General features: G+C 72.2%; 9 protein-coding genes. 7 read left to right on the top strand and 2 right to left on the bottom strand.

Annotated elements, in window-relative coordinates; genetic code table 11:
• Positions 1–711, top strand: a 711-nt coding sequence (locus tag F6X68_RS05525; protein ID WP_225852005.1) for a hypothetical protein, incomplete at its 5' end; no start/stop codon positions are given.
• 62 nt (positions 712–773) lie between these two features.
• Here F6X68_RS05525 and F6X68_RS05520 read toward each other — a convergent pair.
• On the bottom strand, positions 774–1,769 hold the full coding sequence (locus F6X68_RS05520) for a hypothetical protein (protein ID WP_151453242.1): 996 nt from the start codon (positions 1,767–1,769) through the stop codon (positions 774–776).
• 188 nt (positions 1,770–1,957) lie between these two features.
• Here F6X68_RS05520 and F6X68_RS05515 point away from each other — a divergent pair, with 188 nt between their 5' ends.
• Together F6X68_RS05515 and F6X68_RS05510 are read left to right on the top strand one after the other, a co-directional pair.
• Positions 1,958–3,265: an aspartate aminotransferase family protein gene (locus F6X68_RS05515; RefSeq protein WP_151453241.1), complete on the top strand. Its 1,308-nt coding sequence runs from the start codon at positions 1,958–1,960 to the stop codon at positions 3,263–3,265.
• A gap of 17 nt (positions 3,266–3,282) precedes the next feature.
• Entirely contained in the window at positions 3,283–4,773 is a 1,491-nt protein-coding gene (locus F6X68_RS05510; protein WP_151453247.1) for a CoA-acylating methylmalonate-semialdehyde dehydrogenase, read from the top strand.
• On the opposite strand, the gene F6X68_RS05505 is transcribed toward F6X68_RS05510, so the two are convergent.
• Positions 4,745–6,196, bottom strand: coding sequence for an acyltransferase (locus F6X68_RS05505; RefSeq protein ID WP_151453240.1), 1,452 nt, complete (start codon positions 6,194–6,196; stop codon positions 4,745–4,747). The genes F6X68_RS05510 and F6X68_RS05505 overlap by 29 nt on opposite strands.
• Positions 6,197–6,391: 195 nt before the next feature.
• Between F6X68_RS05505 and ngcE the strand changes: the two genes are divergently transcribed.
• From ngcE to F6X68_RS33395, 4 genes are all read left to right on the top strand, one after another.
• A complete protein-coding gene (gene ngcE / locus F6X68_RS05500; protein ID WP_132238802.1) occupies positions 6,392–7,810 on the top strand; it encodes an N-acetylglucosamine/diacetylchitobiose ABC transporter substrate-binding protein in 1,419 nt (472 codons plus the stop codon).
• A 73-nt stretch (positions 7,811–7,883) separates the two neighbouring features.
• Positions 7,884–8,792 carry a carbohydrate ABC transporter permease gene (locus F6X68_RS05495; RefSeq protein WP_101411517.1) on the top strand — a complete coding sequence of 303 codons (909 nt, stop codon included), beginning with the start codon at positions 7,884–7,886 and terminating at the stop codon, positions 8,790–8,792.
• Positions 8,789–9,694 (top strand): carbohydrate ABC transporter permease, encoded by a 906-nt coding sequence (locus F6X68_RS05490; protein WP_192581291.1) that lies wholly within the window; start codon positions 8,789–8,791, stop codon positions 9,692–9,694. The genes F6X68_RS05495 and F6X68_RS05490 overlap by 4 nt, the downstream gene beginning before the upstream one ends.
• A 649-nt stretch (positions 9,695–10,343) precedes the next feature.
• Positions 10,344–10,484, top strand: a complete 141-nt coding sequence (locus F6X68_RS33395; RefSeq protein ID WP_192581290.1) for a hypothetical protein — start codon at positions 10,344–10,346, stop codon at positions 10,482–10,484.
• Positions 10,485–10,544: the final 60 nt, after the last annotated feature.

Below are 10,544 nucleotides of genomic sequence, written 5' to 3'. Positions count from 1 at the left end.
CCGAAAGGAAGAACCATGCTCAGGTACGGACGAATCGGCGTGGGTCTCACCGCCCTCGCGCTGCTGACCGGCCTCGCCGCCGCCCCGGGCTCGGCCGCCGCTCCGCGCTCCGCCACCCCGGCACCGTTCGCCAACAACGTGCTGACCTACCCGACGCCGGGCGGCACCGCCGTCGCCGTCAACGACGTGATCCGGGCCAGCCTCAGGACCGGCACCAACGCCACCTTCTACTCCTCCGCCTCGGGCACCACCGGCGTGAAGTGCGCCGCGTCCACCTTCAGCGCCAAGGTGCTGAGCAACCCGGCGGCCCCGGGCACCGCCACCGAGAGCCTGACCGCTCAGTCCTTCACCAACTGCACCACCAACGTCATCGGCACCACCGGGGTGCAGAGCGTGACCGTGCAGAACCTGCCGTACGCCACCTCGGTCACCAGCGCCGGAGTGGTCAAGATCAGCGGCACGGCGACGGCGCCGATCCAGAGCACCGTCGTGCTGAACTCGCTGCTCGGCGCGATCACCTGCGTCTACCGGACCAGCACCAACAGCCTGACCGGCACGGCGACCAACGCCAACAACTCGATCACCTTCACCAACCAGACGCTGACGAAGTTCTCCGGCCCCAGCCTCTGCTTCGGCACGGCGTACTTCTCCGCGGCGTACTCGCCCGTGCAGGACTCCAGCAAGGGCAACGCCCCCGTCTACGTCAACTGATCGCGGTCCACGGGGCCGGCGCGCGGCGATCCGTCGTGCGTCGGCCCCCGGTCGTGCGCCGGTCAGCCGTCGCCCAGCGCCGTGTGCAGGGCCCGCACGGACCGGATGGCCGAGCGGATCTCCTGGAGGTAGCGACCCGGGGTGAGCGCCGGTTCGGGCAGCCCGGCCAGGTCGGGCAGGGCCGGGTCGACGCCGACGGTCTCGATCGCGCAGCCGTACGGCACGGCGAGGGTGCGCAGCGCGTCGCAGTGCTGGAACGGCACGTAGATCGGCGCGGTCACCATCAGCACCGCGTCGCCCGCGCGCAGGCGGACGTGCTCGGCCCAGAACCGCTGGGTGTCTGCGGTGTGCGCGCGGCGCCGCGCGGGATCGCCGGACGGGGCGGCCAGTACGCGCACCGGCGGGCCGCCCTCGGGCCGGTACGTGCGCGACGACCAGGAGCGGTGCGGGTGGTCGGCGTCGTGGCCGTCCTCCTCGGCCGGGACGGTCACCGCGAACTCCCGCCGCACCGCCGCGTCCAGCGCCGCCACCTCGGTGTCGCAGGGCGGGACGCCGGCCACCTCCAGGGCCCGGCACTCCGCGTCCGACAGCGGGCGGAAGCTGCCCAGCACCGCCACCTCGCCGCCGACCCGGGTGCCGCCGCGCAGCAGGTGCGCCGCGTACGCGACCCGGCGCTGGCAGGCGTGCGCCAACCCGCCGAGCACGACCAGGTGGGCGTACCGCGAGCGGGCCGGCGCCGCCGGACGCACCATGCCGAGCGCGTCGGCGGTGGCGAGCACCAGCCGCGCGGTGGCCGCGTCGACGGCCGGTTCCCGGGCGTCCGGCCGCTCCCGGCCACCCCGGAAGTCCCAGTGTCGGGCGGAGAAGTCGTCGAGGCCGGCCAGCACTCCCGCCACGTCCCCGTCCGGCCACGTGCCGCCGAAGTGCCCGACGAGGTCGCGCAGCGGCTCCGAGCCCACCCAGGCCCGTACGCCGGCCGCGATCGTCTCGACGCTCGTGCCCGCCGCGCCGGTCGGCAGCGTCGGCGCCCCACGCGGCGCTTCCTCACCGGTCCGCACCGCCGGATCGTACCGGCGGCCGGGTGCCCGGGCGACGAACGACCGGGCCGGGCGACGACCGGACCGGACCGGGCCGGGCCGGGCGACTGTGGGGCGGCCCCGGTGCCGCGCTGCCCACCGACCCTTGTCCCCGCCGCCGGCTGGTGGCAGCGTGCGGTTACCGCGAACGCCGCTGAGAGGGTGCGACGATGACCACCGACGACCTGCTGGCCCGGCACCGGGCCGTGCTCCCGTCCTGGATGCCGCTCTACTACGACGAGCCGATCGAGCTGGTCTCCGGCTCCGGCCGTCGGGTCACCGACGCCCGGGGCCGCACCTACCTCGACTTCTTCGGCGGCGTGCTGACCAACATGATCGGCTACGACGTCCCGGAGATCCGGGAGGCCGTCGAGCGGCAGCTGCGCACCGGCATCGTGCACAGCTCCACCCTCTACCTGATCCGGCAGCAGGTCGAGCTGGCCGAGAAGGTCGCCCGCCTCTCCGGCATCCCCGACGCGCGGGTCTTCTTCACCAACTCGGGCACCGAGGCGAACGAGGCGGCGCTGCTGGTCGCCACCAACCACCGCCGCTCGCACCAGATCCTCGCCGTGCGCAACAGCTACCACGGCCGGTCGTACGCGGCGATGGGCGTGACCGGCAACCGGGGCTGGTCGGCCAGCGCGCTCAACCCGCTCCAGGTGGCCTGGCTGCACTCCGGCGAGCGGCTGCGCGGCCTGCTGGCCCGGCTGGGCGAGGCCGAACGGGTCGAGGCGGCCGTGGAGGACCTGCACGAGGTGCTCGCCACCCAGACCTCCGGTGACGTGGCCTGCCTGATCGCCGAGCCGATCCAGGGTGTGGGCGGCTTCGTGCACCCGCCGGACGGGCTCTTCTCCGCCTGGAAGAAGGTCCTCGACTCCCACGGCATCCTGTTCGTCTGCGACGAGGTGCAGACCGGCTGGGGGCGTACCGGGGAGCACTTCTGGGGCTACCAGGCGCACGGCGTGACCCCGGACCTGCTCACCTTCGCCAAGGGCATCGGCAACGGCTTCGCCCTGGCCGGCGTGGTCGGCCGCGCGGACGTGCTGGAGTCGGTGCCGGGCATCAGCTTCTCCACCTTCGGCGGCAACCCGGTCTCGACGGCGGCCGGCAACGCGGTGCTCGACTACCTGCTCGACCACGACCTCCAGGCCAACGCGGCCCGCACCGGCGCGATCCTCGCCGACGGCCTGCGCGCCGCCGTAAGTGGTCTCGACGGCGTCGCGGAGGTACGCGGCAAGGGGCTGATGCTCGGCGTCGAGTTCGTCCGGCCGGGCACCGCCGAGCCGGATCCGGCGCTGACCGGTCGGGTCTTCGAGGCGTGCCGGGCCGGCGGGCTGCTGACCGGCAAGGGCGGCCTGTACGGCAACGTGCTGCGGATGGGCCCGCCACTGACGCTGACCGAGGACGAGGCCCGCGAGGGCCTGGCCATCCTGGTCGACGCCATCCGCTCCTGCGTGGCGGCGGAGGTGGCGGCGTGAGCGCGGCGGAGCACGGCGTGGACGTCATCGGCCACTTCGTCGACGGCAAGCCGTTCAGCGGCTCGTCCGGGCGGCACGGGGACGTCTTCGACCCGGCGACCGGTCGGCGTACCGCCCGGGTGGAGCTGGCCTCGGCGGCGGACGTCGCGGTCGCGGTGGAGGCCGCCGGGCGCGCGGCCCGGCTCTGGCGGGACGCGTCGCTGGCGAGGCGGACGGCCGTGCTGTTCGCCTTCCGGGAGCTGGTGCACGCGCGGCGGGACCGGCTCGCTGGGGTGATCACCGCCGAGCACGGCAAGGTGCTCGCCGACGCCGCCGGCGAGGTGCAGCGCGGCCTGGAGATCATCGAGTACGCCTGCGGCATCCCCTCCGCGCTGCGCGGCGGGTTCAGCGAGAACGTCTCCACCGAGGTCGACTCGTACAGCCTGCGGCAGCCGCTCGGCGTCGTCGCGGTGATCTCCCCGTTCAACTTCCCGGCGATGGTGCCGCTGTGGTTCCTGCCGATCGCGGTGGCCTGCGGCAACGCGGTGGTGCTCAAGCCGAGCGAGAAGGACCCGAGCGCGGCGCTGCTGCTGGCGGAGTGGTTCGCCGAGGCCGGCCTGCCCGACGGGGTGCTCAACGTCGTCAACGGCGACGCCGAGGCCGTGGACGCGCTGCTGGACCACCCGGGCGTGAAGGCCGTGTCGTTCGTCGGCTCCACCCCGGTCGCCCGGCACGTCCACCAGCGCGGCACCGCCGCCGGCAAGCGGGTGCAGGCGCTGGGCGGGGCGAAGAACCACATGGTGGTGCTCCCCGACGCCGATCTGGACCTGGCCGCCGACGCGGCGGTCAACGCGGGGTTCGGCTCGGCGGGGGAGCGGTGCATGGCGATCTCGGCACTGGTCGCGGTGGAGCCGGTCGCCGACGCCCTGGTCGCCCGGATCGCCGAGCGGATGGGCCGGCTGCGCACCGGCGACGGCCGGCGCGGCTGCGACATGGGCCCGCTGGTCACCGCCGCGCACGCCGCCCGGGTGCGCGCGTACGTCGAGGCGGGGGTGGCCGCCGGCGCGGTGCCGGTGGTGGACGGCCGCGACGTCGACCCGGACGGCGACGCGAACGGGTTCTGGCTGGGCCCGACGCTGTTCGACCACGTCACCCCCGACATGTCGATCTACACCGACGAGATCTTCGGCCCGGTGCTCGGCGTGCTGCGGGTCGGCTCGTACGACGAGGCGGTGGAGCTGGTCAACGCCAACCCGTACGGCAACGGCACGGCGATCTTCACCAATGACGGCGGCGCGGCCCGGCGCTACCAGCACGAGGTGGAGGTCGGCATGGTCGGCGTCAACGTGCCGATCCCGGTGCCGATGGCGTACTACTCCTTCGGCGGCTGGAAGGCCTCGCTCTTCGGCGACCTGCACGCGCACGGCGAGGACGGGGTGCGCTTCTTCACCCGGGGCAAGGTGGTCACCAGCCGCTGGCTGGACCCCCGGCACGGCGGGGTCAACCTCGGCTTCCCCACCCAGACCTGAGCAGGCGCAGGGTGCCGGCCCCGGCCAGGTACGCCACCAGCGCCGCCGCCGGCAGCCCCAGCGGCTCGGGCGCCGCCCTCGGCGTCCGGGCGTTGACCACCAGGGCGTACACCACGGCGGCGAAACCGGCGGCGGTGAGCGCGCTGCGCACGGTGGCCCGCCACCCGCCGCCGGCCGGCGCGCGGCCCGACGCGGCCCCGCCGCCGGCCGGCCGACCCTGCCCGGCGCGGCCGGTGCGGGCCTCGACGGGGCCGAAGACGGCGACCAGGGCGGCCAGCACCACGGTCAGCATCAGCACCCACGGCACCCGCCAGGCCAGCCAGGCCGCCGACCCCGCGGGTGGGGTCGGCAGCCTCCCGGCCGCGTCCAGCGCGCCGACCAGCAGGATCGCGGCGGTGAGGTGCCAGAGGAAGACGGTGAGCACGACGGCGTTCACCGCGATCACCGCCTGCCACGGGCGGGGGCGGCGCAGCCAGCGCTCCGCCGGGTCGCGCAGCAGCAGGATCAGCCCGAACTGGGCGGCGGTCAGCGTCAGCAGGGCCAGGCTGGGCGGGGCGGCGTTGTCCAGCCGCTCGCCCGGGACGTTGAGCATGCTCACCGGGTACGGTCCGACGGTGGTCAGTAGCACCGTCGCGGCCAGGCCGCCCAGCAGCGCCGCCGCGCCCGCGCGCCGCGACAGCGGCAGCCGACGTGGCCCCGCCCGGTCGCGCGCGGCCACGGGGCGCGGCGGGTGCGCGCCCGCCGCGTCCGGGTGGGCGTCGTGACGCCCGGCGTCGGCGTCGCGCCAGGCGATGCCGAGCTGGTGCACGGCCAGCCAACCGAGGACGTAGTTCGGCAGCGCCAGCTCCGCCGGGCCCAGCGCCCGCCCCACGTCGCCGGCGACGACCAGCGCGGCCAGCGCCGCCGGCACGAGCAGGCCGAAGCGCCGGTGCAGGGCGAGCATCGCCGGGGTCAGCGGCACCACGATCAGGTAGGCGGCGAGGAACCAGAGCGGGATCGTGGCGAACCAGGCGACGGTACGGACCAGCGTCGCCCCGACGCCGACGAGCGACGCGAGCGCGGCGCCGCCGGCGATCACCAGCAGCAGTGCGGTCGTCGGTCGCAGCAGCCGGGCGCCCCGGTCCAGCAGCCACGCGGTGGCGTCGACGCCGGCGGCCCGGCGGGCGGCCAGCGAGGCGGCGTTGGCGTACCCGCCGACCAGGAAGAAGATCGGCATGACCTGGGCGACCCAGGTGAGCGGGTACGCCCACGGCAGGTCGGGCAGCGCCGAGCGCCCCGTCGGCCGGCCGGCGGCGTCCTCGCCGATCGTGGCGACCGCCCAGTGGCCGAGAACGACCATGCCGATCGCGAGCGCCCGGAGCAGGTCGACGTAACGTTGCCGACCAGCGGGGGTGCGCGCGGCGAGTTGCCGCAGGCGGCGCATGGCCCCGAGGGTACGTCAGGCGTGGACTGGCCGCTGCTGATAACGGTTCGGTCCCCGGGGGTTGAAGTCCGCGCCCTCCTGCCGTAGAAATTCTTCAGCAACATATTGCGAACTGAAGACAAATTCCCCCTGCGCCTCGTGCGGCGGTCACCATCCCCCATCCGGCGACCGCCCGGACCGATCCGAGGAGAGACCATGAACAGGCGTGACATCCTGCGGCGCACCGCCGCCGCCGGCCTCCTGGCCACCCCCGCCGCCGGCCTGCTGACCGGCTGCGCCACGGGCGGCGGTGACGACGACAAGGGCGACGCCGGCACCTACAAGGGCACCAAGAGCGAGCAGAACCCGCTCGGTGTCAAGGAGGACGCGCCCCTCGAGGTGGTGATCTTCAACGGCGGCTTCGGCGAGGAGTACGCGAAGGCCCACGAGGCCATGTACACCGAGAAGTACCCGAAGGCGAAGATCAACCACTCGGCGACGCAGGAGATCGCGAAGACCCTCCAGCCGCGCTTCGTCGACAACACCCCGCCGGACGTGGTCAACAACTCCGGCGCCAACCAGATCGACTTCAACGGCCTGGTGTCGCAGAACGCCATCGCCGACCTGGGCGAGCTGCTGGCCGCCCCGAGCCTCGACATCCCGGGCAAGACGGTCAAGGACACCCTGCTGCCGGGCGCCGTCGAGGTCGGCTCGTACGACGGCAAGTTCCTGGTCATGAACTACACCTACACCGTCTACGGCATCTGGCACTCCACCAAGCTCTTCACCGAGCGCAAGTGGGAGTACGCCAAGACCTGGGACGAGCACATCGCGCTGTGCAAGCAGATCAAGGCCGCGGGCATCGCCCCCTGGACGTACGCGGGCGCGCACCCGCGCTACATGAGCTGGCCGGTCATCTCGACCGCCATCAAGTTCGGCGGCCCCTCGGTCGCCACGGCGATCGACAACCTGGAGCCCAACGCCTGGAAGTCCGACGCGATGAAGACCGCGGCCGACGCCTGGCACCAGATCGTCAAGGACAAGTTCATCCTCGAGGGCTCGCCCGGCCTCGACCACAAGCAGTCGCAGACCGCGTGGTGCCAGGGCAAGGCGGCCTTCATCTCCTGCGGTTCCTGGCTGGAGAGCGAGCAGAAGGACGTCACGCCGGCCGGGTTCAACATGACCATCCAGCCGACCCCGAGCCTGGGCAGCGGCGACAAGCTGCCGTTCGAGGCCGTCCGGGGCACCGCCGGGGAGCCGTTCATGGTCCCGGCGAAGGCCAAGAACGTCGCCGGCGGCCTGGAGTTCTTCCGGGTCATGCTCTCCAAGAAGGGCGCGCAGGACTTCACCAAGAAGGTCTCCAGCCTGACCGTGGTGGCCGGTGCCAGCGAGGGCGTCGAGCTGCCGTTCGGGCTGAACACGGTCGTCAAGGCGCTGGAGGCCTCCGGCAGCAACGGCTTCAACTGGGTCTACAACAACTACTACCGCAAGCTGGAGCGCAACCTCATCGACGCCGCGTGCGGCGAGTTCTTCAGCGGGCGGATCGGCCCGGCGGAGTTCCTCGACCAGTGCCAGAAGGGCGCGGACTCGATCGCCCAGGACAGCTCGATCAAGAAGTACAAGCGGGCCGCCTGACACCCCGGCCGGTGGGGGCGGGGTGGACCGCCCTGCCCCCACCGGGCCGCCGCTGAAGAGGTAGGACCTCATCGTGAGACATGGCAAGTACCCGCTGATCGTCACCTTCCTGGTGCCGCCGGTGCTGCTCTACGTCATCTTCGTCGTGTCGCCGTACCTGCAGGCGTTCCAGATCTCCACCACCGACTGGCTCGGCTACTCGGCCGACGCCAACTCGGTCGGGCTGGCGAACTTCAAGACGCTCTGGAACGACGACTACGTCTGGAACGCGTTGAAGAACAACGCGATCCTGCTGGCGCTGGTTCCGGTGCTGACGATCGTGCTCGGCCTCTTCTTCGCCGCCATGCTCAACATGGGCGGGCGCAAGGGCCGGGCGGGGGTCAGCGGGGTGCGCGGCTCGTCGTTCTACCGCACGGTCTACTTCTTCCCCCAGGTGCTCTCCGTCGTGATCATCGCGCTGCTGTGGAAGGAGGTCTACCACCCGAACAAGGGCCTGCTCACCAGCGCCCTGAACAGCGTCGGTCTGGGCGCGCCCACCTGGCTGGGGGATCCGCGGACCGCCTTCTGGTGCGTGCTCGCCGTGATGATCTGGAGCAACGTCGGCTTCTACGTGGTGCTCTTCGGCGCGGCCATGTCGGCCATCCCCAAGGAGATCTACGAGGCCGTCATGCTCGACGGCGCCTCCCGGCTGACCACGCTGTGGAAGGTGACGATCCCGCTGCTCTGGGACACCGTCCAGGTCGCCTGGGTCTACCTGGCCATCTTCGCCCTGGACGGGTTCATCCTGGTGCAGCTGATGACCAACGGCGGTCCCAACTTCTCCACCGACGTCATCGGCGTGCGGATGTACGACACGGCGTTCGGCAGCGAGACCAAGTTCGGCTACGCCTCGGCGATCGGCGTGGTGATGTTCTTCCTGACCCTCACGGTGGCGGTGCTGGCGCTGCGGGCCAGCAAGCGAGACAGGATCGAGTACTCGTGACGACTCTGGACAAGCCCGCGTCCGTGGCGCTGCCCGACGAGCCTCCCGGCCCCGCCGACCGCCCGGTACGCCGCGAACTCGGCGTCGCCAACGCGCTGTCGCACGGCTTCCTGCTGTTCTGGGGCGCGCTGACCGTACTGCCGCTGCTCTGGATGTTCATCAGCTCGTTCAAGAGCAACGCGGAGATCCTGGCCGACCCGTGGTCGCTGCCCGGCGCGTTGCGCTTCGACAACTGGTCGCGCGCGTGGAGCGGGGCCCACATCGGCCAGTACTTCCTGAACAGCCTGGTGGTGGTCGCGGGCTCGGTCACCCTGACCATGCTGATGGGCGCCACCGCCGCGTACGTCTTCGCCCGCTACGAGTTCCGCGGCAAGCAGGTCGTCTACTACCTGTTCGTCGGCGGGCTGATGTTCCCGGTCTTCCTCGCCCTGGTGCCGCTGTTCTTCGTGGTGCGCAACGCCGGCCTGTTCGGCACCTGGACCGGGCTGATCCTGGTCTACGCCGCGTACTCGCTGCCGTTCACGGTGTTCTTCCTGACCGCCTTCTTCCGCACCCTCCCCACCGCCGTCGCGGAGGCGGCCCTGGTCGACGGCTGCGGTCACTTCCGGCTGTTCTTCCAGGTGATGCTGCCGATGGCACGTCCGGGACTGATCAGCGTCGCCATCTTCAACTTCCTCCAACACTGGAACCAGTTCCTGCTGCCCCAGGTGCTCATGCAGGGCGACGAGTCCAAGTGGGTGCTCGCCCAGGGGCTCGCCGCGCTCTCGGTCAACCAGGGCTACGCCGGCGACTACGCGCAGCTCTTCGCCGGCCTCACCATCGCGGTGGTCCCGGTACTGCTGGTCTACATCCTCTTCCAGCGCCAGGTCCAGTCCGGCCTGACCGCCGGCCAGCTCAAGTAGTCGCGTCCGCTACCGATCAGGTCTTGTCGAGCGCGCCGGCGGCCGCACCCGCCTCGACGGGCAGAAGGGCGCCGGCCCCGCGGCTCGCTCCCGCGCGACGTCGCCTGCCGCGCGGCGAGGGCGGCCGGGCCCGCCGCCGGCGCGGCGAGGTCGTACGTCTGCGACGGACCGCGGCTGCGGTGCCACGGCACACCGGCGCACACGAGCGGCCGTGGTGCGCCTCCACGCGACGCGCTGACCCGGCCGCTCGATCACGTTCCGGTTGATCGAGGTCCAGCGGACGAGCCGCTCCCGCCGCGTCGGGCTGCCACTACACGCACGCTTGTAAACGGCTTGAGTCGCGGCGGTGGCGTCGACGTGGCGGACTGCGCCGCAGGAGCCCTTTTGGCTGGTGGGGGCGGGTACGGCGGTGTCACCGATGCCGGTGCGCCGCGCCCGCGATCCCTTGTTGATGTTGATGGTATAGCGGGATCTGTCGATCGATGAAACACTCGCCCATAGGCAGTCATGAGTCGATCAGCGGTTCGTCGCAAGACTTCCATGGTCGCCTCCGGCTGCTCCGAAAAGGAACAGGCAGGTGCAGTTGCTCGCGTGAAGACCTGCGGGTCCGCATGGCGGAGCGCTGCCGATCCACGCACGGGAGGTGAGCATGAAGAAGGAAGCGAAGCCCATCACCAAGGCCGACCTCGACGCGCTGAAGCAGGCCGTCGGCAAGGTCACGCCGAAGGCGACCACCGCCAAGGCGGGCGGATCCCGCGTTCACATGGGGACCGTCACCTACACCCGCTAGTGCCGTGGCGGTGGGTGACGTCTGACGTCGCCCACCGCCCTGGTCACCGTGCCCATCGCA

The organism is Micromonospora sp. AMSO12t (genome assembly GCF_008806585.1).
Classification (GTDB): domain Bacteria; phylum Actinomycetota; class Actinomycetes; order Mycobacteriales; family Micromonosporaceae; genus Micromonospora; species Micromonospora reichwaldensis.
This window is presented reverse-complemented; position numbering and strand designations above follow the sequence as displayed.

Bases quoted from the DNA above. Each gene is read 5' to 3' on its own strand.
- F6X68_RS05515 (WP_151453241.1), top strand. From the start codon at position 1,958: ATGACCACCGACGACCTGCTGGCCCGGCACCGGGCCGTGCTCCCGTCC.
- F6X68_RS05505 (WP_151453240.1), bottom strand. From the start codon at position 6,196: ATGCGCCGCCTGCGGCAACTCGCCGCGCGCACCCCCGCTGGTCGGCAA.
- ngcE (WP_132238802.1), top strand. From the start codon at position 6,392: ATGAACAGGCGTGACATCCTGCGGCGCACCGCCGCCGCCGGCCTCCTG.
- F6X68_RS33395 (WP_192581290.1), top strand. From the start codon at position 10,344: ATGAAGAAGGAAGCGAAGCCCATCACCAAGGCCGACCTCGACGCGCTG.